The 23,109-nt window shown below is 58.3% G+C and carries 23 protein-coding genes, 1 tRNA gene and 3 pseudogenes; 13 read left to right on the top strand and 14 right to left on the bottom strand.

Translation table 11 applies throughout. The features are described 5' to 3' along the window. Position 1: 1 nt before the first annotated feature. From D3M70_RS00660 to D3M70_RS00645, 4 genes are all read right to left on the bottom strand, one after another. Positions 2-751, bottom strand: coding sequence for a DUF72 domain-containing protein (locus D3M70_RS00660; protein WP_120123493.1), 750 nt, complete (start codon positions 749-751; stop codon positions 2-4). Continuing rightward, complete coding sequence (locus D3M70_RS00655) at positions 748-1,179, bottom strand: DNA methylase (protein WP_120123491.1); 432 nt, start codon at positions 1,177-1,179, stop codon at positions 748-750. The genes D3M70_RS00660 and D3M70_RS00655 overlap by 4 nt, the downstream gene beginning before the upstream one ends. 199 nt (positions 1,180-1,378) lie before the next feature. After that, positions 1,379-2,659: a translesion error-prone DNA polymerase V subunit UmuC gene (gene umuC / locus D3M70_RS00650; RefSeq protein WP_120123490.1), complete on the bottom strand. Its 1,281-nt coding sequence runs from the start codon at positions 2,657-2,659 to the stop codon at positions 1,379-1,381. Beyond that, positions 2,646-3,077 carry a LexA family transcriptional regulator gene (locus D3M70_RS00645; RefSeq protein WP_120123488.1) on the bottom strand — a complete coding sequence of 144 codons (432 nt, stop codon included), beginning with the start codon at positions 3,075-3,077 and terminating at the stop codon, positions 2,646-2,648. Before D3M70_RS00645 ends, umuC begins: the two co-directional genes overlap by 14 nt. Before the next feature lie 99 nt (positions 3,078-3,176). On the opposite strand from D3M70_RS00645, the gene D3M70_RS00640 reads away from it, so the two are divergent. Then, positions 3,177-3,893, top strand: coding sequence for an SOS response-associated peptidase (locus tag D3M70_RS00640; protein ID WP_120123486.1), 717 nt, complete (start codon positions 3,177-3,179; stop codon positions 3,891-3,893). Between the two features lie 190 nt (positions 3,894-4,083). On the opposite strand, the gene D3M70_RS00635 is transcribed toward D3M70_RS00640, so the two are convergent. Both D3M70_RS00635 and D3M70_RS00630 read right to left on the bottom strand, forming a co-directional pair. Next, positions 4,084-4,332: a hypothetical protein gene (locus tag D3M70_RS00635; RefSeq protein WP_120123484.1), complete on the bottom strand. Its 249-nt coding sequence runs from the start codon at positions 4,330-4,332 to the stop codon at positions 4,084-4,086. Positions 4,333-4,491: 159 nt separating this feature from the next. Further along, positions 4,492-5,496 (bottom strand): LacI family DNA-binding transcriptional regulator, encoded by a 1,005-nt coding sequence (locus D3M70_RS00630; protein ID WP_120123483.1) that lies wholly within the window; start codon positions 5,494-5,496, stop codon positions 4,492-4,494. A 187-nt stretch (positions 5,497-5,683) separates the two neighbouring features. On the opposite strand from D3M70_RS00630, the gene D3M70_RS00625 reads away from it, so the two are divergent. From D3M70_RS00625 to D3M70_RS00610, 5 genes and pseudogenes are all read left to right on the top strand, one after another. After that, positions 5,684-6,865, top strand: coding sequence for a Gfo/Idh/MocA family protein (locus D3M70_RS00625; RefSeq protein WP_120123481.1), 1,182 nt, complete (start codon positions 5,684-5,686; stop codon positions 6,863-6,865). Between the two features lie 31 nt (positions 6,866-6,896). Beyond that, complete coding sequence (locus tag D3M70_RS00620) at positions 6,897-7,949, top strand: sugar phosphate isomerase/epimerase (protein ID WP_120123587.1); 1,053 nt, start codon at positions 6,897-6,899, stop codon at positions 7,947-7,949. 41 nt (positions 7,950-7,990) lie between these two features. Beyond that, positions 7,991-8,922, top strand: a pseudogene (locus D3M70_RS00615) (MFS transporter); the annotation flags it as partial. Between the two features lies 1 nt (position 8,923). Continuing rightward, positions 8,924-9,176: pseudogene (locus D3M70_RS32475) on the top strand (MFS transporter); the annotation flags it as partial. A 118-nt stretch (positions 9,177-9,294) separates the two neighbouring features. Next, a complete protein-coding gene (locus D3M70_RS00610) occupies positions 9,295-10,392 on the top strand; it encodes an acyltransferase (protein WP_120123479.1) in 1,098 nt (365 codons plus the stop codon). 367 nt (positions 10,393-10,759) lie between these two features. Here the strand turns inward: D3M70_RS00610 and D3M70_RS00605 are convergent. After that, positions 10,760-10,850: transfer RNA gene (locus tag D3M70_RS00605), tRNA-Ser, on the bottom strand. A gap of 253 nt (positions 10,851-11,103) precedes the next feature. Between D3M70_RS00605 and D3M70_RS00600 the strand changes: the two genes are divergently transcribed. The 7 genes from D3M70_RS00600 (at position 11,104) to D3M70_RS00570 (ending at position 15,375) form a co-directional block, all read left to right on the top strand. Further along, positions 11,104-11,778: a Bax inhibitor-1/YccA family protein gene (locus tag D3M70_RS00600; protein WP_120123477.1), complete on the top strand. Its 675-nt coding sequence runs from the start codon at positions 11,104-11,106 to the stop codon at positions 11,776-11,778. 113 nt (positions 11,779-11,891) lie between these two features. Next, the gene (gene tusD, locus D3M70_RS00595) at positions 11,892-12,284 is read left to right on the top strand and encodes a sulfurtransferase complex subunit TusD (RefSeq protein ID WP_120123476.1); all 393 of its coding nucleotides are present in this window, start codon (positions 11,892-11,894) and stop codon (positions 12,282-12,284) included. A 1-nt stretch (position 12,285) separates the two neighbouring features. After that, positions 12,286-12,648 (top strand): sulfurtransferase complex subunit TusC, encoded by a 363-nt coding sequence (tusC, locus tag D3M70_RS00590; protein WP_120123474.1) that lies wholly within the window; start codon positions 12,286-12,288, stop codon positions 12,646-12,648. Beyond that, entirely contained in the window at positions 12,648-12,947 is a 300-nt protein-coding gene (gene tusB, locus D3M70_RS00585) for a sulfurtransferase complex subunit TusB (protein ID WP_120123472.1), read from the top strand. Before tusC ends, tusB begins: the two co-directional genes overlap by 1 nt. Beyond that, positions 12,944-13,279 carry a TusE/DsrC/DsvC family sulfur relay protein gene (locus D3M70_RS00580; RefSeq protein WP_120123471.1) on the top strand — a complete coding sequence of 112 codons (336 nt, stop codon included), beginning with the start codon at positions 12,944-12,946 and terminating at the stop codon, positions 13,277-13,279. Before tusB ends, D3M70_RS00580 begins: the two co-directional genes overlap by 4 nt. Then, positions 13,276-14,277 (top strand): glycosyl transferase family protein, encoded by a 1,002-nt coding sequence (locus D3M70_RS00575; protein ID WP_120123469.1) that lies wholly within the window; start codon positions 13,276-13,278, stop codon positions 14,275-14,277. Before D3M70_RS00580 ends, D3M70_RS00575 begins: the two co-directional genes overlap by 4 nt. A gap of 96 nt (positions 14,278-14,373) precedes the next feature. Continuing rightward, entirely contained in the window at positions 14,374-15,375 is a 1,002-nt protein-coding gene (locus D3M70_RS00570) for a glutathione S-transferase family protein (RefSeq protein WP_120123468.1), read from the top strand. A 213-nt stretch (positions 15,376-15,588) separates the two neighbouring features. On the opposite strand, the gene cysG is transcribed toward D3M70_RS00570, so the two are convergent. From cysG to ftsK, 7 genes and pseudogenes are all read right to left on the bottom strand, one after another. After that, the gene (gene cysG, locus D3M70_RS00565) at positions 15,589-16,983 is read right to left on the bottom strand and encodes a siroheme synthase CysG (protein ID WP_120123466.1); all 1,395 of its coding nucleotides are present in this window, start codon (positions 16,981-16,983) and stop codon (positions 15,589-15,591) included. Continuing rightward, positions 16,984-18,264, bottom strand: a complete 1,281-nt coding sequence (serS, locus tag D3M70_RS00560) for a serine--tRNA ligase (protein ID WP_120123464.1) — start codon at positions 18,262-18,264, stop codon at positions 16,984-16,986. 31 nt (positions 18,265-18,295) lie between these two features. Further along, entirely contained in the window at positions 18,296-18,670 is a 375-nt protein-coding gene (gene crcB / locus D3M70_RS00555; RefSeq protein ID WP_065989163.1) for a fluoride efflux transporter CrcB, read from the bottom strand. Then, a pseudogene (locus tag D3M70_RS00550) lies at positions 18,670-19,545 on the bottom strand (replication-associated recombination protein A); the annotation flags it as partial. The gene crcB and the pseudogene D3M70_RS00550, both read right to left, overlap by 1 nt. A gap of 1 nt (position 19,546) precedes the next feature. Next, positions 19,547-19,939 (bottom strand): AAA family ATPase (locus tag D3M70_RS32465; RefSeq protein WP_256659649.1); only part of this gene is annotated, 393 nt, incomplete at its 3' end. An 18-nt stretch (positions 19,940-19,957) separates the two neighbouring features. Next, complete coding sequence (gene lolA / locus D3M70_RS00545; protein ID WP_120123463.1) at positions 19,958-20,581, bottom strand: outer membrane lipoprotein chaperone LolA; 624 nt, start codon at positions 20,579-20,581, stop codon at positions 19,958-19,960. A 74-nt stretch (positions 20,582-20,655) separates the two neighbouring features. Next, entirely contained in the window at positions 20,656-23,064 is a 2,409-nt protein-coding gene (gene ftsK / locus D3M70_RS00540) for a DNA translocase FtsK (protein ID WP_120123461.1), read from the bottom strand. Positions 23,065-23,109: the final 45 nt, after the last annotated feature.

Here is a 23,109-nt window from a genome sequence, read left to right as displayed (position 1 = left end):
TCTATTTGCGCTCCCTGCGCTTTAAGTCATTCATCAGGTGCTGCATGAATAATGCATTACCCAGCGCAGCATCTCGCGCGGTGTTATCGAAAATGCACCAGATCGGTGAGTCATCGCTGTTGGCTTGCAGCATGTCCCGGGCCTTGGCCATGAGCCAATCCTGTTCATATTCGCTGTAATAGATTCGTGGCGAGCCGTGAAAGCGCCAGTAATGGAATCCTGGCCACCCGCCGGGCGTGGCGTCGTTTCCAAGGCGCAACGGGTCAACCGCGGCTTGCGCAATGTGATGCTCGACCAGCAACGCTTGCGCATCGACCCAGGAAGCGTGACGCGGTTCTATGACCACATAACCGGAATATCGGACCCTGAGGGCTTCAAAGAAGCGGCCAGCAATTCTGGGATTGAAAACCAGGGAAGGCGGCAATTGAATCAACAGGCAACCCAGGCGATCGCCCAGCTCGCAGCATTGCGAAAGAAAAACGTCGAGCTGATCAGTGCAGTTCTCCAGACGGTTTTCATGGGTGACCGATTTCGGAATCTTCACCGAAAACCGAAAATCCGCGCCTACCGAAGATGCCCATTTTTTGTAGGTTGCCGGTCGATGAGCACGATAGAAGGTGCTGTTCAGCTCCACCGCATGGAGTTTCCTGGCATAGAGTTCAAGATGGCTCCCCTGCCCGGTGAACAGCGGCCAGTACTCGCGCCCGACTTTCCAGCCTGCGCATCCCACATAAACCGGCGCCCCGCTCAAAAAAGCACTTCCCGGGCATCACGCATGAAAATTTCGACGGTCTTCGGGCCGATCCCTTCGAAGTCTGCCAGGCGCTTTTCAAAATCCGCCCGGTCATCACTGGCCTCGCGAATGTTCATGATCTTGCCGCCGTATTCCTCGTTCAGCTTTTTGCTCAGCTTCAGCAAACGCTCGGCGGTGGACTCGTCATAACGGGCATAACCGCCCTCGCCCAGCATTTTCACCAGCTCGGCATGGGTGCATGCGGCCAGTTTTCTCGGCGTGTCTCGCTGATGTTCATCGATGATGACTTTGTATGCATCCGCTGCAATCTGCGAGCGGATTCGTTTGCCCATCAGAAAACTGGCTATTAACCATTTGAACAACGCATGTTCATCGTCTTTACCCAGATGAATGCTCAAGTCCACGGCACTGATGTTTTTGCTCATGGCTCACCTCTATCTGGTAAGGCGCTGAACACAGCAGTACTGCGCTGGAAGATTTTCATGGGTACTCCTGAACCTGTCTTGTGGACACCGTTCATAGAGAGAAGGTGATTAGCGCTCCAAAGTTCACCGCAAAAGCGAGAATTCCATATGGCTGTCGGACCATTGCCTGAACGCTACCGACGCGTGACTCGCGCTTTGGTTACCAGGCTTTGACTGTCCACAATTGATCCAGCTTCGTGGTGTAACTGGCGCTCATCAGGTCACGCCGCATCGCCCACTCGGGATCCGACGGCACACTCGCCGCCCGAAGTGTTCCCCTTCCCCACCGATCATTGATCTCATCCAGGACCTCCATGACCTTGCCCGCTGCGGCGGGCTGGCAATGCGCAAACAGATCATCGGTAAATTCACCGGGCTGTCGCAGATCCATTAGCAAAACCTCTGCCTTGCTGTATTTGAACCCAGGCCGGAACAGCCGGTTGACCGCCTCAGTCGCAGCTTTGGTCATCAGGCGCACGTCGTTGGTGGGATAAGGCAATTCGACCAGAGCGCCATTGGCATATTTGGCTTCCTCGGGATTGAACATCCCGGTTCTGATACTGACCCTCACCTTTTTGCACAGGGAGTTCTGCGCGCGAAGCTTTTCGGCCGCACGCTGCGTGTAGGTGGCGACAGCTTCTTTGATCGGTTCTATGGCAGTGAGGCGATTGCCGAACATTCGGGAACAGCAGATTTCCTGCTTGGGCGGCTCGGCCTCCCCCAATTCGAGACATGTCGTGCCAGCCAGCTCGCGGGCGGTTTTCTCGATCACCACGCTGAATTTCTCGCGCAGCGTCCAGGCATCTGCCTGCGCCAGGTCCATAGCCGACGTGATCCCCATGGCCTGAAGGTGTGCTTTCATCCGCTTGCCAACGCCCCAGACCTCGCCCACCTCGGTGTTGCGCAACGTCCAGTCGCACTTGAATTGATCGCACAGATCGACCACGCCGCCCGTCTTGTGGAGCAGGCGCTTGGCGGTGTGATTCGCCAATTTGGCCAGCGTCTTGGTCCGAGCAATGCCAACGCCAACCGGGATACCGGTGCGTTTGTAAATCGTCGAGCGGATGTTGCGTCCGAACTCTGTCAGGTCGCCAGGAATGCCGGTCAGATCAGCGAAGGCTTCATCGATGCTGTACACCTCGAGCGCCGGCACCATCGACTCGATGATGGTCATGACCCTCTCACTCATGTCGCCATAAAGCGCGTAATTGCTGCTGAAGGCCACTACGCCGTTGCGGCGCAGGTGATCCTTGATCTGAAAGTACGGCTGGCCCATCTTCACGAATGGCTTTGCGTCATAGCTGCGGGCGATCACGCAGCCGTCATTGTTGGACAGCACCACAATTGGCGTCTTTGCCAGATCAGGCCGAAAAACCCGCTCGCAGCTGGCGTAAAAGCTGTTGCAGTCGATCAGCGCGAAGACCGCATCAGGCCTTGTCATGATCGCGGACGCTGTACTTCACCACGCCCCAGATCACCAACTCGTCGCCTTCCATTACATAGCGCGCCGGATATTTCGGGTTCTCCGACTTCAGGATCACATCATTGCCGCGCATATGCAGCCGCTTACAGACGGGTTCGGAATTCAATGCCGCGATGACGATGTCGCCATGCTCGGCATACAGGCTACGGTCAACGATGACCAGGTCGCCGCAATAAATACCGGCGCCCTGCATGCTGTCACCCTCGATCTTCAACAGGTACACATGCGGCGCGCGAATGTCGAAAAGCTCATCCAGGGAAATATGCTTTTCGATGTGATCCGCCGCTGGGGACGGAAAACCCGCAGGCACGTGAAATGAGTAAAGAGGCAGCTTTTCGCCGCCAGCCGATAACGGGCCGAGAATCCTGACGCTCATGATGCAAGCCTTGCTTTGATTGACTGTACGTATATACAGTTAACGTTCTTGCCCGCGTGCGGTCAATCTCAGATGTAGGAAATTTCGACGGGTGACAGCATGTGTGGACGCTACTCGATCTACGAGCCGATGGATCACTACCTCAAGGAGCTTGCTCCAACGCAGCTGATCATCAATGGCTACGACCTCTGGCCTATTGAGCGCTACAACGTGGCGCCCACCAGTCGCGTCGAAATCATTCGTCCAGTCGAGGGTGGCCTCAGCGTCGACAAAGTGAAGTGGGGGGGGTCGCCGTTCTGGGCAAGAGGGAAGCGTGCTGACCCGATCAATGCCAGGGTCGAGACGGTCATGACGGGAAAGTTCTTCAAGCAGCTCTGGCCCACTGGACGCATCCTGGCACCGGCTAACGGATGGTATGAGTGGGTCAAGGACCCCGTCGATCCCAAGAAAAAACAGCCCTACTTCATCACGTTGAAAGAGCAGATTCCGATGTTCTTCGCCGGGCTGGCAGAAGTGCATCAAGGGATTGAACCGGACGAGCGTGACGGATTCGTCATCATTACCGCGGCAAGCGACCAGGGCATGGTCGACATCCATGATCGCAAGCCGCTGGTGTTGTTGCCAGAGCACGCCCGAGAATGGATTGATCCGGCGACATCACCTGAGCGCGCGACAGAGATCGCAATCGAGCATTGCAGACCCGTCGCGGATTTTCACTGGTACAAGGTAGGGAAAGAGGTCGGCAATGTTCGCAATCTGGGGCCGCAGTTGATTGAGCCCGTCGGAATAGAGCACAAGGGCGAAGATGAACGGTAACGTGCGCTGTGCAGTGAGGTGCACCGTTGATCAATGAACCGTGTCGCGACTGTTTTTCGCCCTTGGGTGCCCTTCCCCGCCAAGGGCGCTGGACTGCTCGATGAATTGCGCAGCCGCTGATGGCCGCAGCACAGCGAGACCTTGGCGGTGTCTGTCCGAGCGACCCGACCGAAGACGAAGATCCGCACAGTCACTCGTGGTTGATGACACCCGTCATCGCCGTAAACTGACTTTGCTTGTGCTTCACTCTGTCGAGCACTTGAGGCGGGGTGGACTCCCGGAATACGACCATGTGCCCTACCTCGTTGCCGCCCTCGGTGACCCGTTCGATGTCGTTGATCATCCAGGTCTTCAATTCGTCGAAGGTGATGCCCAACTCCTCCGCGACTCGGTGATGTAAACGCTCAGCGTCGTACTGGTTGAATTGATCATTGTTCATGAAAGCGCCTCCTGAATTGGCTGTATGGAATGAGGCCACGCAGAACCCCTACAGTTCAGCACATTCGATGGGCCAATCCGCTGACCGGTACGGCGCCGCGCGATTTGCGCCCTGCCGTATTGACCGATCTGCGCGGAAGCTGCGGCTTCGCGATCCAGATCACTCCAATGCCCGGCGTGCTGCACTCTTTCGGCGAGTAAGCTCGAATGGCAAAACAACATGACGTTCGGGGATGGGCTTCTTATCGATCAACATGATCAACATTTCTACAGCCTTTTCTCCAAATGCCTCTGCAGGTTGCGAGATGGTCGTCAGCGGAGGGTCACAGTAATCAGCCATCGGAATGTCGTCGAATCCTGCCAGAGAAATGTCTTCAGGTACCCGTAACCCCCTTTCCCGGATGCATTTCAAAGCCCCGATCGCCATCTCATCGTTCTCACAGAAAAGCGCAGTCGGCCTATCGGTCATCGCGAGCATTTTCGAAGCCCCAATAAAGCCCGCGTTCAAGGTGAAATCGCCATGGCAGACAAGATCGTTATCAAACCTGAGGCCTGCTTGCTCCAAGGCCGCCTTGTACCCGGACAAGCGATCGCGGGTCAACGGGCTGCTTGCCGATCCTTTGATCAGGCCGATCCTGCGATGCCCGAGCGCGATAAGGTGCTCAGTCATTGCCTTGGCAGCGGCAACGTTATCCAGGCTTATTGTGGGATGACGCCCACCGTTTATGACTTCACAGGCGTTGACGATCGGGGGGAGATCAGCGTCGGGAACGGCTGCGTCGAATGGATCGTAGGCTCGCAGCTGGATTACGCCGTCGGCCTGGTGTGCATAGACCAATTCGGCAAACTGTCGCTCGATGTCTTCTCGCCCCTGAGTATCACAAAGCAAAAGGCGATACCCCGCCGCCTGCGCGGCCTTCTGCGCACCGCTGATCACTCGCGCGAAAAAAGTGTTGGCGATCGCTGGAACCAGGATCACAAGGTTGCCCGTCTTCCGGGAGCGAAACTGAACCGCCATCAGGTTCGGGCGATAACTCGCCTGCTCAACGGCGGCGTTCACCCTTTCCCGCGTCTCTGGAAGCACTCTCTCGGGCGACCTCAACGTTCTGGACACCGTGGCCACCGACACACCGGCCAGCCGAGCCACCTCTCGAATGTTAGACACAAAGGCCCCTTTGGTTCAGAAGATCATGCGCCGAGCTTACCGTAGGTCACGGTGCGCTGAAATGTGCCTGAACCTCTTTGCAAGATTTGACACGCCACAGATTGAAGCCTAGATTTCCCAGACGATGTAACCGGTTACATCACTGAGACAATTGCCACCCGTAATCTGATTAACTGAGACCTTCGCGATGAATGCTGCAGGCAGAAAAATAAGAATGGGATTCGTCGGCGGCGGTGAAGGCGCTTTTATCGCCCACGCGCACCGGCAAGCTGCAGGGCTGGATGGACGGTTCGAGCTCGTTTGCGGGGCCTTCAGTCGCACGCCAGAAAATAACCAGCGCACCGGAGCTGCACTGGGCCTTCCCACCGAGCGCTGTTACGACACCTGGCAGAGCATGCTTGAAGCCGAGAGTGCCCTTGCTGCCGATCAGCGTATGGAACTGCTCGTTATCGTCACGCCGAACCATCTTCATGCACCCGTTGCAAGTAAGGCCCTTCGTGCCGGATTTCATGTCTTCAGCGAAAAGCCAGCGGCGCTCAACCTTGCTGAACTGCAAACCCTCAGGAACGACGTGATTGGCAGCGGTCAAATTTACGGGCTGGCTCATACCTATCTTGGCTACGCAATGGTGTGGCAAGCCCGTGAAATGGTACGAAGCGGTGCCATCGGTCGTCTGCGTAAAGTGCTGGTCGAATACCCGCAAGGTTGGCTCAGCGAAGACGTAGCGGGACAAGGCAATAAACAGGCGGACTGGAGAGACGATCCTGAACAGTCCGGTCTGGGTGGCTGCATCGGCGATATCGGCACGCACGCCTTCTCGCTTGCCGAGTTCGTCGCAGGTCAACGCATTCAGTACATAAGCGCAATGCTCGGTTCCCATGTCGTTAACCGGCGGTTGGACGATGACGCTTCCATGCTCTTCAAAATGGCCGACGGCGCAAGCGGCGTATTGATCGCGAGCCAGGTATGCGCGGGCGAAGAAAATCCGCTGAAGATCCGGCTGTACGGTGACAAGGGAGGGCTTGAGTGGCGGCAAGAAGATCCCGCGAGCTTGATCCACCGCGCAATTGACCAGCCGCTGCGCATACTCCGTTCCGGGACAGGGCAGCCATGGCTATGCGACGCCGCCAGTGCGCGTATGCGCCTCCCCGCGGGGCACCCCGAGGGTTATCTGGAAGCAATGGCCAATCTATATGGCGACCTCGCACGATCAATTCTTCAACGTCTGCCTGGCCATGATGCGCCCGGTGTTCCTGGAATAGAGGTTGGTCTACGCGGCATGGCTTTCATTGAGACGGCCATCGCCAACCATCGTGGAGAGGCGAAATGGAGCGAAATCCCTGACAGCTTCAACGCTGGAGAGTCTTGAGATGAAAGCAAAATCCGAAACACCGGTGGGCATGCGAGGCCCGGGTATATTTCTCGCGCAATTCATGTCCGATCAAGCCCCCTTCAATACGCTGGCGGCGATCTCACAATGGGCCGCTTCCCAAGGGTACAAGGCCATTCAAATCCCGACCCTAGGCACTCAGTTCATCGATCTGGAGCGGGCAGCCGAGAGTCAGGATTATTGCGATGAACTGATCGCCACCTGTGCCAGCGCGGGTGTTGTCATCAGCGAGCTTTCGACCCACTTGCAAGGCCAGTTGGTCGCCGTGCACCCCGCCTTCGACGGTGTTTTCGATGACTTCGCCCCCGCGCATTTACGGGGCAAACCCGAGGCCCGTACAGAGTGGGCAATTTCCCAGCTGAAACTCGCCGCGCGAGCCAGCCAACGCTTGGGGCTGAAAGCGCACGCAACATTCTCTGGGGCTCTGCTCTGGCCTTTTGTTTATCCTTGGCCTCAACGTCCAGCAGGGCTGGTGGATCAGGGGTTTGCCGAGCTTGCGAGACGCTGGCTGCCAATCCTGGACTGTTTCGAGCAAGCGGGTGTCGATCTGTGTTACGAGATCCATCCTGGCGAAGACCTGCACGACGGCGCTTCCTTCGAGCGGTTTCTCGAGGCCGTGGATCACCATCCCCGTGCCGCAATTCTTTATGACCCAAGCCACCTTCTCCTCCAGCAGATGGATTATCTGGGCTTCATCGATCGCTACCACGACCGCATCCGCATGTTTCACGTCAAGGATGCCGAATTCCGCCCGGACGCCCGATCAGGTGTGTACGGGGGATATCAGGGATGGATCGATAGACCGGGTCGCTTTCGTTCGCTGGGCGACGGACAGATCGACTTCAAATCTATCTTCAGCAAATTAACCCAGTACGACTTTGCCGGATGGGCAGTGCTGGAATGGGAGTGCTGCCTGAAGGATTCAGCCCAAGGGGCCGCCGAGGGGGCCGCGTTCATTCAGGCACACATGATCGATAAGGCCCGGAACGCTTTCGACGACTTCGCCAGTGTCACGTCCGATGAGCAATCCAACAGACGTCTGCTCGGGTTGCTCGGTGACTGACATCAGAGCGGCTAACCAATAACAATAAAACGGTGACCGACATGCAAGGGATGAACGCGCGGCTGAGCGCAATGATGTTTCTGCAATTTTTTATCTGGGGCGGCTGGTTCGTTACCTTGGGTACGTTTCTCACCACGACGTTGTCCGCTACCGGTGGGCAGGTGGGTATGGCGTTTTCTACACAGTCGTGGGGCGCCATTTTCGCCCCCTTCGTGATAGGCCTGATCGCTGATCGCTTTTTCAATGCCGAACGGATTCTGGCGGTGCTGCATCTGCTGGGTGCAGCCCTCCTCTATCAGCTCTATCGCGCCACCGACTTCAGTGCTTTTTACCCGTTTGTCCTGGCCTACATGATGGTCTACATGCCAACCCTTGCCTTGGTGAATGCCGTTGCGTTCAGGCAGATGAAGGATCCCGCGCTTGAGTTTTCGCGCATTCGGGTCTGGGGAACGATCGGATGGATCATTGCGGGGCTTGTCATCAGCTTCGGATTTGCATGGGACTCGCAGCAGGCGATCACAGGCGGCGCGCTGCGCAACACATTTCTGATGTCCGCCATAGCGTCGTTGATCCTGGGTGTTTACAGCTTTACATTGCCTAACACCGCGCCGCTGAAATCAGGTGAACATTCGGGCGGACTAAAACAGCTTCTGGGAGTAGACGCGCTAGGATTACTCAAAGACCGAGGCTATCTGGTCTTCTTCATCGCCTCGATTCTGATCTGCATTCCGCTAGCGTTTTACTACCAGAACGCCAATCCTTTTCTATCTGAAATCGGCGTCGAAAATCCGACCGCAAAAATGGCAATTGGTCAGGTATCCGAAGTGCTGTTCATGCTCTTGTTGCCCATTTTCATTCATCGATTCGGAATCAAAGCCGCACTACTGATTGGAATGCTGGCATGGGCGTTGCGGTATCTGCTGTTCGCGTTTGGAAGCCATGGCGATCAAGCCTTCATGCTTCTGACGGGCATNGATCTACACCGACGCCAAATCCTCGGAGCGTTTCCGCAGTTCCGCCCAAGGGCTGATCACACTGGCAACCTATGGAGTTGGCATGCTCATCGGTTTCTGGGTCGCCGGCCGGGTAACGGACTACTTCTCTGCCGCAGGCGTGCACGACTGGGCAAGCATCTGGCTATTCCCGGCATCTTTTGCGCTCGCCGTCTTCCTGCTGTTCTGGATGTCGTTTACGGCAAAGGATACGTGGCATAGTTTCTCCAGATAAAAAAAGCCCGCTTGATAGCGGGCGATGGGTAGAATGTAAACTTCGACCGTAAGCCTTGGCCTTCTTGAGCCAAGGCAGCCACACTGACACAGTGATTTGCGACCAAAGAGCTAATAAATTGCTTTCAGAAAAAGATAAAAATCTGGATATCCAAATTATCCGTGCCATTGCAATCATGTTGGTTATTGCACAACACATTCGCACCAGACTCCCCTCCCCACCTGCCTATAACGACCTCTTCAATCATGTACTGTTCTGGCCAGGCGTGGATATATTCTTCGCCATCTCAGGCTACTTGATCTGCAAAACGTTTCACCGCGACCTGGCACACTCAGCAACTAAAATCGCTGCGCTGTCCTTATTTTGGAAGCGACGTGTCGCCAGACTACTTCCCGCTGTCATCGTATGGGCGATACTGTCGGTCGTAGTGTCCACGTTCACGACGAGCACAGCAGATACCAATACGGTACTTGTCGCCAAGGGTGCCGTCGCTGGAATCCTGGGGGCGTCCAACATTTACTGGGCATCCTGTATCCAGTACGCCCTGCAATGTGGTAGTGCAGACTATAACGCTGTGACTTGGTCACTTTCTCTCGAGTGGCAGCTATACGCCGTTTCGACAATTATATTTGCGGTTTTAGGGTTTAAGCGGGGTGCGATCGTTTTGACGCTAGGCGCGTTAATTCTCTCGGCATTGCCTGCTCCAAGCTTTTCATTTCCATGGGTATTTCGGCCCCAGGCGTTTGTGATCGGCGCGATCATGTACATCGTGACTAAAAAGCGCCCCCTCCACATGAATTCGATTTATAGCGCGCTCACATTAGTGGCTGGGTTAGCCATTTGCCTTCTGGCCCCCTTGAACATACCGCAACCTTACATGATTCCCGCCATTTCAGTGGGTGCGGGACTTTGTTTACTCTCTGCGCTCAGCGGAGCTTCTTTGAACGCGGTGTTACCCAGTTCTCTTCTTGAGTGGATTGGAGCGCGTTCCTACTCCATATACCTATGTCACCTTCCACTCATTCTTGTCACGCGAGAGGTAGCCGTACACTTCAAATTTGATGAACCGACGCTGCCCAACTTCCTGCTATCCCTGATGATCGCAGGCCTGTTGATAGCCACTGCCGGCGACCTTTCATACAGGTACGTTGAGTTACCGTTTCAGAGAAGAATGGCCCTCCGTAATACAGGCAGCAAAGGTTTTGTTCAAAACTGAAAATGAGCCGTTAGCAAACAACTGATCCGCTCTGACCGCTCCCGTGTCGCATCGCATCGCATCGCGGTACGGTCAGCGCAGTGACCGGAATTTTCTGCTTTTTACCTTCAGCATCAGCTTTGCCCCTTCTCCCAGCATGGCACTCTGCCGTGGCGGACCAGCCGCCTGCGGTGGACACCTGCTCCACTGAGTCCAGCAAAACCAAGCGGGTTCACAGGCGTACTGGAGCCACCGCCAAGCCATCTGACTAGGCAAAGTCTCGGAGCTCCTGGGCAAAAGTTTCGGAACGCCTCTTAAAAAGCGCCGTTCCTCACCCAAACCCCAGAAACACGAAAGCCCCGCAATCGCGAGGCTTTCGTGTAAGTATTGGCGGGAAACCAGGGATTCGAACCCTGGGAACGCTATTAACGTTCGCCGGTTTTCAAGACCGGTGCATTCAACCACTCTGCCAATTTCCCGAGGCATTCGATCAAGAAGGTGTCGTCTTTAGCTGAGAAAATCCTGAGGTATGAACTCAGGGCCTGTTACAGTCAGCAGCTTTCAGACTGCTGGCTTGAACCACTCTCGGCCACGCCTCCATCGCGTTGCGGGCGCCATAATACCGTAATGAAACAAGCTGTCAAACTCTCTGGCTCGCGTGCCCTCGCCGCTCTGTTATGATCTTTGCAACTTGAGATTTCAAACCGCTTATTTCACATCAGGAGTAGCGCCATGCGCGAACAGGATTACACAGTCAACAACCGCGTGCAGGTCGAGCAGCTAGAGGTTAGCCGCGTCCTGCGCAACACTTACGGCCTTCTGGCCCTGACCCTCGCGTTCAGCGGCATCATGGCATTCGTCGCGCAGCAGATGAACGTCCGCTACCCGAACGTCTTCGTGGTGCTGATCGGCTTCTATGGTCTGTTCTTCCTCACCAACAAACTGCGCGATTCGGCGTGGGGCCTCGTTTCGGCGTTCGCGCTGACCGGCTTCATGGGTTTCATCCTCGGCCCGATCCTCAACCGTTATCTGGGCATGCAGGGCGGCGCTGAAGTCGTGTCCTCGGCGTTCGCGATGACGGCACTGGTGTTCGGCGGTCTGTCGGCCTACGTACTGATCACTCGCAAGGACATGAGCTTCCTGGGTGGTTTCATCACCGCCGGTTTCTTCGTCCTGCTGGCGGCGGTTCTGGCGAGCATGTTCTTCCACATCAGCGGTCTGCAACTGGCGATCAGCGCAGGCTTCGTGCTGTTCTCCTCGGCGTGCATCCTGTTCCAGACCAGCGCCATCATCCAGGGCGGCGAGCGTAACTACATCATGGCGACCATCAGCCTGTATGTATCGATCTACAACCTGTTCATCAGCCTGCTGCAGATCTTCGGCATCATGGGCAGCAGCAAAGACTGATTCACAGCCCGCCTCAACAAAAAGCCCGCTTCGGCGGGCTTTTTGCTGTCTCGCGTTCGTGAATTCTTTATCATTGCACCATTCCCTCTTGTAGCCCGCTCACCGAGTCGCCCATGAAGTTCGCCATCGCCCTCTATTCCCCCGCCCACGCGCCCTCCTCGCGCCGAGCGTTGCAGTTCGCCCAGGCCGTGCTGGCGGGCGGGCATGAAATCGTGAGGTTGTTCTTCTATCAGGATGGGGTGCACAGCGCGTCTTCCAATGTCGTCACGCCCCAGGACGAGCTGGATATCCCGGCGCAGTGGCGTGCGTTCGTGGCCGGCAATCAGCTGGACGGCGTGGTGTGTATCGCGGCAGCGTTGCGCCGGGGGGTGCTCAATGGGGAAGAAGCCGAGCGTTATTCGCGTCCAGCCGCCAACCTCGCCGCGCCATGGGATCTGTCCGGCCTTGGACAATTGCACGACGCCGTACAGGCAGCGGATCGTTTGATCTGCTTTGGAGGGCCTTGAGATGCCGAAGTCGCTCTTGATCATCAGCCGCCAGTCGCCCTGGTCTGGCCCCAGCGCACGCGAAGCGCTGGACATTGCACTGGCGGGCGGCGCGTTCGACCTGCCATTGGGCATGCTGTTTTTGGACGACGGGGTTCTGCAGTTGATGCCGAGCCAGAACGCCAGCCAGTTGCAACAGAAGGACGTCACTGCCAATTTGCAGGCCTTGTCCATGTTCGGCGTGGAAGACTTGTTCGCCTGCGGTGCCAGCCTCGCCGAACGCGGCCTGTCGCCCGCCGAGCTGAATGTCGAGGCGCTCCAGGTCCTGCGTGATCAGGAGATCGCCACGCTCATTGACCGTTACGACCAAGTGATTACGATCTGATGTCGACCTTGCACGTGTTATCTCACTCCCCTTACACCGACCCGCGGCTGAACAGCTGTCTGCGCTTGCTTGGCAGCGACGACGCCATCCTGCTGTGTGGCGACGCCACTTACGCCCTGACGCCATCCACGGCGGCTCGACAGATTCTGGATACGAAAGTCGGAAACCTTGCGCTGTTCGTCCTCGATGAAGACGCCAAAGCTCGCAACCTGACCTTGCCCGACTGGGTAAAAAGCGTCGATTACCCTGGATTCGTCGCGCTGTCAGTGCAGTACGACAAGGTCAACACCTGGCTATGAAGCAGATCATCGTCGACGGACGCACCCTCGCGCTGGATAAAGACGGCTACCTTGAGGATCTGCACGACTGGTCCAGCGAGGTCGCCGAAGCACTGGCGCTCGAAGAAGACATCGCGCTGACGCCCGATCACTGGGAAATCCTTGAGTTGCTTCGTGCCTTTTACGCGGAGTTTCAGTTGTCTCCGGCTACCCGCCCGCTGGTCAAATACACGGCGCTGAAGCTGGGCGTGGACAAAGGCAACAGCCTGCATCTGAACCGCCTGTTCAACGGCACTCCCGCCAAACTTGCCGCCAAGCTGGCGGGCCTGCCAAAGCCGACCAATTGCTTATGACCGAATTCGCCCCCCTCGTTGTTGAAACGCCCGCCGAGCACCCTTTCGCGCCGTTTGTGCGCATTCTTGGCAAGGGTAAGCGTGGCGCGCGCAACATGACCCGCGAAGAAGCCCGCGAAGCCATGGGCATGGTGCTCGATGAAAAGGTCGAAGACACCCAGCTTGGTGCTTTCCTGATGCTGCTGCGGCACAAGGAGGAAAGCCCCGAGGAGTTGGCGGGGTTTACCGAAGCCGTGCGCGAACGCCTGACCGCCCCGCCACTGGCCGTCGACATCGACTGGCCGACCTACGCCGGGAAAAAGCGCCATCTCCCGTGGTACTTGCTGGCCGCTAAATGTCTGGCGCAGAACGGCGTGAAGGTATTGATGCACGGCGGCGGCGCGCACACTGCCGGACGTCTCTACAGTGAACAACTGCTGGATCTGCTGGGTATCCCGCTCTGCCGCCACTGGCAAGCGGTGGGGGAAGCGCTGGAACGAAACAACATCGCTTTTATCCCGCTGGGCGACTGGGCGCCACAATTGCAGCGCATGATCGACCTGCGTAACACGCTGGGACTGCGCTCGCCGATTCACTCCCTGGCGCGCATTCTCAACCCGCTGAATGCGCGTTGCGGTTTGCAGAGCATCTTCCATCCCGGCTATCAGGCCGTTCATCGCGACGCCAGCAGCCTGCTGGGCGATCACGCCATCGTCATCAAGGGCGACGGCGGTGAAGTCGAAATCAATCCAGACACCATCAGCCATCTTTACGGCACCACCGACGGTCAGCCTTGGGATGAAGAATGGCCGGCGCTGTCGGATCGGCGTCACGTCAAACCTGCGACTCTCGACCCGCAACAGCTCGTCGGCATCTGGAAAGGCGAAGTCGAAGACAGCTACCCGCAACTGGCGCTGATTTCGACCATGGCACTGGCACTCAGAGGGCTCGGCATGCCGCGCGCTGAAGCCTTCGAACGGGCAGAAGCGTACTGGGTAAACCGAGACCCATCGATTTAACCGATCATTCTTCCCGAGTCTTTGCGCTATTCGTTCGAACGATTGTCTTTAGACTGATCTCCAACGTACATCAGTACACACACTTTGGAGTCAGACATGGGCCTTCTCGTTGAAGGACGCTGGCAAGACCAGTGGTACGAAAGCAGCAAAGACGGGGCGTTTCAGCGCGAACAAGCCAAACGCCGCAACTGGGTGACCGCAGATGGCCGCCCTGGCCCATCGGGCGAAGGCGGCTTCAAAGCCGAAGCCGGTCGCTATCACCTTTATGTGTCGCTGGCCTGTCCATGGGCGCATCGCACCTTGATCGTGCGCAAGCTCAAAGGGCTGGAAAGCCTGATCGATGTGTCTGTGGTCAGTTGGTTGATGCGTGAAAACGGCTGGACCTTCGACAAGCAGACCGGCTCGACGGGCGATCCCCTCGACAGTCACACCTTCATGTATCAGCGCTATCTGGCCGACACCCCGGATTACACCGGGCGCGTGACAGTGCCGGTGCTGTGGGACAAAAAACTGCAGCGTATCGTCAGCAACGAGTCATCGGAGATTATCCGCATGTTCAACTCGGCGTTTGACGATCTGACCGGGAATCACCTGGACCTGTATCCCGAGGCGTTGCGTCCCGAGATCAATCGCCTGAATGACCGGATCTACCCGGCGGTGAATAACGGCGTCTATCGCGCGGGTTTCGCGACTTCACAGGGCGCGTATGAAGAAGCCTTCGATGAGGTGTTTGCCGAACTCGACGCGCTGGAAAAACTGTTGGGCGAGAAGCGCTATCTGTCAGGCGAATACCTGACCGAAGCCGACGTGCGCCTGTTTACCACGCTGATCCGTTTCGACGCGGTGTACCACGGCCACTTCAAATGCAACCTGCGCCGCATCGCTGACTATCCGAACCTGAGCAACTGGCTGCGCGAGATGTATCAGCTGCCGGGGGTGGCCGAGACCGTGGATTTCGTTCACATCAAGCACCACTACTACGCCAGCCACGCGACCATTAACCCGACCGGTGTTGTGCCGAAAGGGCCGGAGCAGGATTTCAGCGGGGCCCATGATCGCGCGCGCCTGAGCGGGAAAGGTATTTTGAACAACGCTTGATCTGATCGTTTGCAGTCCTGATTCTGCCGAAGGCGTGGGAGTATGGCTTGCCGACGATCTGCCGGGGACCGGCAGCAAAATTAGCGAACGCAATGTACCTGCTACTGCCGAGCGCCTGATTTTACTGCCGGTTCCCGACAGATCGTCAGCAAGCTGAACTCCCACGCCCTCCGGGCAGAAGCAAAATCAGCGATTCAAATCGTTATCCGCTGATCAAACCCCAGCCTGAGCCCCTTCGAACCACTTCAGCTTGTCCCGCAACGTCACCACTTCCCCTACGATGACCAGCGTCGGCGCATGCACTTCATGCTCCGCGACCAGTTGTGGCAGGTTGGCCAGCGTGCCGGTGAAGACGCGCTGATTGAAAGTCGTGCCTTGCTGGATCAGAGCCGCCGGGGTATCGGCAGAACGACCGTGCTTGATCAGTTCGCTGCAGATGATCGGCAAGCCAATCAGCCCCATGTAAAAGACCAGGGTCTGAGCAGGAGAAACGAGGTCTTTCCAAGGCAAATCACTGGTGCCGTCTTTCAGATGTCCCGTCACGAAGCGCACAGACTGCGCGTAGTCGCGGTGGGTCAGGGGAATCCCGGCGTAAGCCGCGCAACCACTGGCAGCGGTAATGCCCGGTACCACCTGAAAGGGAATGCCGTTAGCTGCCAGTTCTTCGATTTCCTCGCCGCCACGGCCAAAAATGAACGGGTCGCCGCCTTTGAGCCGCACGACGCGCTTGCCCTGTTTGGCCAGCGCGACCAGTTGCTGGTTGATCTGGTCCTGCGGCAAGGCGTGTTCGGCGCGCTGCTTGCCGACGTAGATCCGGTCCGCATCGCGACGGCACAGTTCAAGGATCGCAGGCGCAACCAGACGGTCGTACAGCACGACGTCCGCTTGCTGCATCAGTCGCAATGCCTTGAACGTCAGCAAATCCGGGTCGCCAGGACCTGCGCCCACCAGATACACCTCGCCGGTGGCCGGAGGCGCTTCGCCGTCGATCTTCGCCTGAAGCAGACGCTCGGCTTCTGCGCCCTGCCCGGCCAGTTGCCGATCAGCAATAGGGCCTTGAAACACCTCTTCCCAGAACGCCCGGCGTTGCTGGACATTGGGCAGCAGCTTCTTGACCTGATGACGAAAGCGCGCCGCCAGACCTGCCAGATGGCCGTAGGTCGGCGGAATCCAGCTTTCCATTTTCGCCCGGATCAAGCGCGCCAACACCGGCGCATCGCCGCCGCTGGACACCGCAATCACCAAGGGCGAACGATCAACGATGGCCGGGAATATCACGCTGCACAGCGCAGGCGCATCCACCACATTGACCGGCACGCCACGCTGGCGAGCATCGGCCGAGACCTGAGCATTGAGCGGTTCGTCGTCGGTGGCGGCAATGATCAGCACACAACCGTTCAGATCCGCCTCGCTGTAGCCGCGCAGAATCTGTTCGCCGCCGCTGCTGCCGATCAGCTCGCGCAGCTCTGTTCCGATCTCGGGTGCAACCACCCGCAGGACAGCACCGGCGTCGGCCAGCAGACGAGACTTGCGCAAGGCAATCTCGCCGCCGCCCACCACCAATACTCGGGCGCCCCGAAGGTTGTGGAACAGTGGCAGGAATTCCATTTAGCCGATGACCTCGATGCCACCCATCCACGGCTTCAGCACTTCCGGCACGCGAATCGAACCGTCGGCTTGCTGATAGTTTTCCAGCACGGCCACCAGGGTACGACCGACCGCCAGTCCCGAACCGTTCAGGGTATGAACCAGTTCAGGCTTGCCGGTCTCCGGGTTGCGCCAGCGGGCCTGCATGCGGCGCGCCTGGAAATCGCCACAGTTGGAGCACGACGAGATCTCACGGTATTTGTCCTGGCTCGGGATCCACACTTCCAGGTCGTAGGTTTTCACGGCGCTGAAACCCATGTCGCCAGTGCACAGCGCCAGCACACGGTATGGCAGCTCCAGCAATTGCAGAACGCGCTCGGCGTTGCCGGTCAGGCCTTCCAGGGCTTCCATGGATTTTTCCGGCTCCACGATCTGCACCATCTCGACCTTGTCGAACTGGTGCTGACGGATCATGCCGCGGGTGTCACGACCCGACGCACCGGCTTCACTGCGGAAGCACGGGGTGTGGGCGACGAATTTCAACGGCAACTGCTTGGCGTCGAGGATTTCACCGGAAACGATGTTGGTCAGCGACACTTCGGCCGTCGGGATCAGGTACAGATCGGCTTCGCCTTCGCGGGCGATCTTGAACAGGTCTTCCTCGAACTTCGGCAACTGGCCAGTGCCCTGCAGTGCAGGCGCCTGCACCAGATAAGGCGTGTAAGCCTCTTCGTAGCCGTGCTCGTTGATGTGCAGAGTGATCATGAATTGCGCCAGGGCGCGATGCAGACGGGCAATCGGACCGCGCAGCAAGGCGAAACGGGCGCCGGACAGCTTGGCGGCGGTTTCGAAGTCCAGCCAGCCGAACTTCTCGCCCAGCGCGACGTGATCCTTGACCTCGAAGTCGAACGAGGCTGGCGTGCCCCATTTGCGCACCTCGACGTTCTCATCCTCGTCGGCACCGACCGGCACCGATTCGTGGGGCAGGTTCGGCATGCTCAGCAGCATGGCGTCGAGTTCGGACTGAATGCTGTCCAGCTCTTTCTTGCCAGCGCTCAGCTCTTCGGCCATGCGGTCGATGTCCGCCATCAACGGCGCGATGTCTTCGCCACGCTGCTTGGCCTGACCGATGGATTTGGAACGGGCGTTACGCTCGGCCTGAAGCTGCTCAGTGCGGGTCTGCACAGTCTTGCGCTGGTTTTCCAGCGCTTCGATGCGGGCCACGTCCAGTGTGAAGCCACGGGAAGCCAGGCGATCCGCTACGTCCTGAAGTTGGGTACGTAACAGTTTGGAATCGAGCATATCGTTCTCTCGTTTAAAGAATTCGGGTCTATTAAATTCGGGTCAGCGACAGGCCAGCCCAGGTCGCGAGCAGCCCGCCGAGTACGCTGATCAGGGCGTAACCAATGGCCAGGGGTGCCTGACCGCTTTCCAGCAGACGAATCGTGTCCAGCGAAAAGGACGAAAACGTCGTCAGACCACCCAAAAAGCCCACCATCAAGCCGGCACGCAACTCGATCGGCACCTCCGGGCGAATCAGGAACAGCCCGTATAACAAGCCGATCAGCAGGCACCCCACCAGATTGACGGCCAGCGTTGCCGTGTAGAAATAGCGTGGCCAGTTCGCAGCGACAACGTTGGCCGTGGCGAAGCGCAATAATGTACCAGCCACGCCCCCGGCGGACACGGCAAGAATCAACTGAATCACTATTTTCTCCGCTGACGGGGACTGGCGCGATCAAGCGCCGCCAGGTGTTTGAGCTTTTCGCCGATTTTCAGCTCCAGGCCACGCGGCACCGGCTGATAATACTGACGCGGTTCAAGTTCGTCCGGGAAGTAGTCTTCCCCGGCGGCATAGGCGTCCGGCTCGTCATGGGCGTAACGGTATTCCTCGCCATAACCGAGTTGCTTCATCAACTTGGTCGGCGCATTACGCAGATGCAGCGGTACTTCGAGCGAGCCATGTTCGGTGGCCTCGCGCATCGCCATCTTGAAACCCATGTACACCGCGTTGCTCTTGGGTGCACAGGCCAGATAAACGATGGCCTGAGCCACAGCCAGTTCGCCTTCCGGGCTGCCGAGCCGTTCCTGCACATCCCACGCCGACATGCACAGCGGCAGCGCACGCGGGTCGGCATTGCCGATGTCTTCGCTGGCCATGCGCACCACGCGGCGCGCCAGATACAAAGGATCGCAACCGCCGTCGATCATCCGTGCGAACCAGTACAACGCCGCGTCTGGGTTCGAGCCCCGAATGGATTTGTGCAGCGCGGAAATCTGGTCGTAAAACGCCTCGCCACCTTTGTCGAACCGGCGACGACTGTCGCCCAGCAGGCTTTGCAACAGCTCGGGTTCGATCTCGCTGCCATCTTCGGCCAGGTCCGAGGCATTCTCCAACAGATTGAGCATGCGCCGGCCATCGCCATCGGCGGCGGCCAGCAGAGTGCTGAAGGCTTCGTCGCCCAACGTCAGGTGACGATTGCCCAAACCTCGCTCTTCTGTCAGTGCGCGGTCTACGAGCTGGCGCAGCGCTGCCTCATCGAGACTCTTGAGCACGTAAACCCGGGCGCGGGACAGCAACGCNGCCGTCTTCGACGTAAGGCAGAAACGCATCCTGCTGCGACTTGTTGAAGCGGTGCACCTCGTCGACAAACAGAATGGTGCGGCGGCCATATTGCCCGGCCTGCTGCTTGGCGACTTCGACGGCCTGACGAATTTCTTTCACACCCGCCAGCACCGCAGACACTGTTTCGAAATGCGCATCGGAGACTTTCGCCAGCAACCGCGCCAGCGTGGTCTTGCCGACGCCAGGAGGGCCCCAGAAAATCATCGAATGCAGCGCGCCCTGCTCCAGCGCTTCACGCAAGGGCTTGCCGTGAGCGAGCAGGTGCTGTTGGCCGACGTACTCATCCAGGTTGGTCGCCCGCAGGCGTGCGGCCAGGGGTTGAGCGATCGGTTCGCTGCTGAACAGGTCCATTTACGACGCTTAAACCTCTTATTCCTGAATGACGTCAGCGCCCTTCGGGATCTGGAACTGGAATTTGCTCGCCGCGACAGGCTCGTTGGCCTTGACGCCGGTGAACAGGATGTTGGTGCGCTGGCCGACGCTGTCGATCAGCTGCATGTCGTTGATCATGCCGTTGCGAAACGAAAGACGCAGGTTGTCGAACAGCGTGTCCTTGGATTTTGGCTTGAGCACGAAGTCGATCACGCCGCCAGCTTCCTTGGCGGTGATGTCGAAGCTTTCGCTGATTTTCGACACGTCACCCGACAGCAGCAAGGCCGGGGTCTGGGTCAGGCGCTGATCCAGGGTCTTGATGGTGACCTGCTCCAGATCCGGGTCCCACAGGGAAACCTTCTTGCCATCGGAAATCATCAGTTGCTCTTGCGGCGCATCGGTGTGCCAGTAGAACAGGCCAGGACGCTGCAGGGTCATCTCGCCCGAGGTTTCCTGCAGCTGGGTGCCGCCGCCGTCCAGGGTCAGCTGGGAAAAACGACCGCTGAGGGTCTTCGAGTTTTCCAGCAGTTGGGTCAGGCGCGCCACGTCCTTGCTGTCGGCATGGGCCGGAATAGCGGAAAAAGCCAGTGCAGATACCAACAACATGCGGATAAGACGCATGGGAGTCCTCTTTGAGTAGGGTTAAGGCTCAATGGCGCCCTCAGGCGCCATCGGGACTTGCGACGGACAAAGTGTCAGTCACGCATAGGGGCTGGCGCAATCACTTCCCGCGAGCCGTTGGTGTTCATCGCGGTCACGACGCCGGCCATTTCCATGGCTTCGATCATGCGTGCGGCACGGTTGTAGCCAATCTTCAGCTTGCGCTGGACCGCAGAGATGGAAGCGCGGCGACTTTCCAGGACGAAGTTGACGGCCTCGTCATACAGCGCGTCGGTTTCGCTGTCTTCACCATCGCCACCGCCGCCGCCACCGCCTTCGAAGCCGCTGCCGGCCTCTTCGACGCCATTGAGGATGTCGTCGTTGTATTGCGGTGTGCCACGCAGTTTCCAGGCTTCGACGACGCGGTGCACCTCGTCATCGGAAACGAACGCGCCGTGGACCCGGATCGGCAGGCTGGTGCCGGGCGGCATGTAAAGCATGTCACCGTGACCGAGCAGTTGCTCGGCGCCGCCCTGATCGATGATGGTCCGTGAGTCGATCTTGCTCGACACCTGGAACGCCATGCGGGTCGGAATGTTGGCCTTGATCAGACCGGTGATCACGTCCACCGACGGACGCTGGGTCGCGAGGATCAGGTGGATACCGGCCGCACGGGCTTTCTGCGCAATACGGGCGATCAGCTCTTCGACCTTCTTGCCGACGATCATCATCATGTCGGCGAATTCGTCCACTACCACGACGATGGTTGGCAGTTTGGTCAGCAGCGGTGCTTCGTCGTGAATGCTCTCGCGGTGGTACAGCGGATCGGACAGCGGCGTACCGGCGTCTTCAGCCTCTTTGACCTTGTGGTTGAAGCCCGACAGGTTACGCACGCCCATCTTGGCCATCAGCTTGTAGCGACGTTCCATCTCGGCCACCGACCAGCGCAAGGCGTTGGCGGCGTCCTTCATGTCGGTCACAACCGGGCATAACAGGTGCGGGATGCCTTCATAGATCGACAACTCGAGCATCTTCGGGTCGATCATGATCAGCTTGGCGTCTTCGGGACCTGATTTGAACAGGATCGAGAGGATCATCGCGTTCACACCCACCGACTTACCCGAACCGGTCGTACCGGCGACGAGCAAGTGAGGCATTTTCGCGAGGTCCGTGATGATCGGTTTGCCGCCGATGTCATGCCCAAGCGCCAGAGTGACCGGCGATTTGAAGTTGTCGTATTCCGGGGTCGAGAGCACCTCGGAGAAGCGCACGATCTGGCGGTCTTCGTTGGGAATCTCGATACCGACGGTGGTCTTGCCCGGAATGACCTCGACCACACGCACACTGGTCACGGCCAGAGAACGGGCAAGGTCCTTTGCCAGGTTGGCGATACGGCTGACCTTCACGCCAGCGGCCGGCTGAATTTCGTAGCGGGTAATCACAGGCCCGGGATGGATCGAGTCCACCGAAACCTCGACGCCGAATTCCTTCAGCTTGATTTCCAGCAGATGCCCCACGGCGGCCAGCGACTCGGGCGAGTAGTTGAGCTGCTTCTTCTCTGCCGGGTCGAGAATCGAGATCGGCGGCAGTGTCCCTTCCACGGCGCTGTCGACGAACAACGGCGCCTGTTTTTCCTTCTGCACGCGCTTGCTCGGCTCGGGCGGTCGGGCCGGGGCTGGGGCGATGACGGCAGGGATGTGTTTTTCGCGGGCAGTCATGTGCTCGGTGAGCACCTGCTCGCGCTCGATCAGACGCTCTTTGGCCTTGGCCTGTTCACGCCGGTCCGGCGCAACGGGCGCCACAACCTCATCGACACGCATGTCGACTTCGCGCAACTGAGCGACCATCTGTTTGCGTTCGTTGCGCGCCACCCACCAGCGATTGATTGCGCTCTGGAACAGCTCGAAGAGGTCCAGGGTGATCTTGCCAGTGGTGTCCATGACCTTAAACCAGGACAGGTCGGTGAACACGGTAAGGCCAAAAAGAAACAGTGCGATGAACAGCAACGTGCTGCCCTGAACGTTCAGTGCACGCTTGGCCAGGTCACCGAGCACCTCGCCCAGCACGCCCCCCGCCGAACCCGGCAGGCCCGAAGCGGAATGGAAATGCAGATGCGCCAGCGCCGCGCCCGCCAGGATCAGAAACACCAGACCGATCATGCGCCATGAGAACAGCCAGCCGCTCCACTGCCATGGCTCATGTCGATGGCGGAACACCTGCCAGGCCTTGACTGCGAGCAACAACGGGAAGATGTAGGCAAAGTAACCGAGCACCATGAAGAGGATATCGGCGGAAAATGCGCCTGCACGACCTGCGGCATTCTGCACCTGCATGGAACTGCTGGTATGGCTCCACCCCGGATCGCCCTGGTCGTAGGTCAACAGGGCCATCATCAGGTACAGGCACAAGAAGCCGAATGCGATCAGCGCACCTTCCTTGAGTCGGTAGTGCAAATGCTGCCGCCAGAGCGGAACGGGGCTGGGTGCTGCGGTGGATTTCTTCAAAACGCTTCAATTCCTGCGCGCTAGCGCGAACATCTGATGGTTGAC

The organism is Pseudomonas sp. LS-2 (genome assembly GCF_003605735.1).
GTDB lineage: Bacteria > Pseudomonadota > Gammaproteobacteria > Pseudomonadales > Pseudomonadaceae > Aquipseudomonas.
The sequence above is the reverse complement of the archived record's forward strand: the minus strand, read 5'-3'. Positions and strand labels throughout refer to the sequence as shown.